The sequence below is a fragment of the Sulfurimonas sp. genome, from assembly GCF_032250635.1.
Taxonomy (GTDB): domain Bacteria; phylum Campylobacterota; class Campylobacteria; order Campylobacterales; family Sulfurimonadaceae; genus Sulfurimonas.
The window spans coordinates 23,561-25,605 of record NZ_JAVVFL010000007.1; the positions used below are offsets into that span (position 1 = coordinate 23,561).

Here is a 2,045-nt window from a genome sequence, read left to right on the forward strand (position 1 = left end):
CATATCCTCGGTCAAATCAAGCGGAAAACCGAAAGTATCGTAGAGTTTAAATGCAACCTCGCCGCTAAAAATCTCTTTTGTATTTTTAAGCTCTTCATTAAAAAGCTCGATTCCCGATGCAATAGTTTTGAAAAATCTCGCCTCTTCAAGCTCTATCTGCTCTTTTACAATCTCTGATTTTTGCGCCAAGTAGTCATACTCTTTGCCCATAATTGTCACAACCGTATCTACAAGTTTGTACATAAAAGGCTCGCTGAAACCAAGCAGGTAACCATGTCTTACACCGCGGCGCAATATTCTGCGAAGCACATAACCGCGACCCTCATTGGAGAAGTTTACGCCCTGAGCAAGAAGAAAAAGTGCGGTTCTTATGTGGTCGGCTATAACTCTGTATGATGCGCCCTCTGCATATACATACTCTTTTGCAATCAACTCTTCAATCTTTGCAATTATCGGCACAAAAAGTGATGAGGAGTAGTTGCTTGTAACGCCCTCGCTGATTGCTACAACACGCTCCAGACCCATACCGGTATCTATTGAAGGTTTTGGAAGAGGCGTTAGAGTGCCGTCGCTGCTTCTCTCATACTGCATAAAAACAAGGTTCCAGATCTCCAAAAATCTATCGCCCTCGCCTCCCATGTAATCCTCAGGACCGCTAAAACTCTCTTTACCTTGGTCAAAAAAGATTTCGCTACATGGTCCGCATGGTCCTGTATCACCCATCTGCCAAAAGTTGTCTTTGTCGCCAAGACGCATAATTCGCTCTTTGCTTACATGGCGCATCCAAAGCTCTTCTGCCTCATCGTCACTCTCATGCACGGTAACCCAAAGCTTCTCTTTTGGAAATTTAAGAACCTCGGTTATAAACTCCCATGCATAGTCAATTGCCTCTTTTTTGAAGTAATCTCCAAAGCTAAAGTTGCCAAGCATTTCAAAAAATGTGTGGTGTCTTGCCGTATAACCAACATTTTCGAGGTCGTTGTGTTTTCCGCCAGCACGGATACATGTTTGGCATGAAACTGCACGCGGGTTTTGCGGAGCGGGCACTTCGCCTGTAAAAATAGACTTAAAAGGAACCATTCCTGCATTGTTAAAAAGCAGTGTTGCATCATCTGGAACAAGCGGTGAACTCGCTACTCTATCATGATTTTTTGATTCAAAAAATCTTAAAAATTCTTCTCTAATATCCATAAACGTATCTCTTGCTATAAAATTGGGCGATTATATCTAAAAATAGCACTTTAACTCTTTAAAGAGAGACTCTTTTACTTTTTATGGCACCTTGAACAGAGCCCCATTGCACTCTCGCTCTGCAAAAGAGAGGGGGCATTTGAGACATGCGGATTGTGGCAACTTACACAGCTCAAATCCTTTCCCTCCCTAGAAGGGTCTTTTACATTATGCGTCGGATGTGCCTTTCTTCCAAATGTTTTAACAATATGCACACCCTCAATCTTCTCTTTATGACATCCTGTACAGAGTTCCCAAGCCGGTTTTCTCAAATAGAACTCACTTGGTGATGAGTGTGAATTGTGGCATCTGTTGCATCTTCCTGACTCTGCAGGTTCATGATGAAACCTCTTTTTACTCCACTCCTCTTTGTGCTTTTTATGGCAAGAGAGACAAATCTCTTCTATGGGGTCTGGAACACTATATTTTGTCTTGGCATTGTCTGTTTGATTAAACGCGCCGACATTACCGTTGTGGCAGGAGGTGCAGAGCCAGTTGATTGAGGGTGCATGCGAATGCTCATCTCTGTTTATCTTTTTATGACACTCGTAACAGTTGGATTTTGTAATATCCTCAAATGCTACGCCCTCAACCTCGTTAACGCTCATGTCGTGGCATTTTGAGCAAATCTTCTCATTCTCATCGTTATGAAAATAGCTTTTGTTATAATCTTTGGGCGGGTATCTATACTCCTTGTCGACCTGTGATGTTAAAAAAAGCTCTTTTGTCTCCTCTTTTACCACTTTGCCCTCTTTGTATCCGACGACCTTGAGGCTGTTCTCTCCGAGATGCAGATTAATGCTTTTGCAGTAGTG

General features: G+C 42.5%; 2 protein-coding genes. Both read right to left on the reverse strand.

Going from position 1 to position 2,045, the window contains the following annotated elements; translation table 11 throughout:
• Positions 1–1,191 (reverse strand): alanine--tRNA ligase (gene alaS / locus RQ763_RS01045; RefSeq protein WP_314150589.1); only part of this gene is annotated, 1,191 nt, incomplete at its 3' end.
• Between the two features lie 74 nt (positions 1,192–1,265).
• The coding region (locus RQ763_RS01050; RefSeq protein ID WP_314150590.1) for a cytochrome c3 family protein at positions 1,266–2,045 on the reverse strand (780 nt) is incomplete at its 5' end.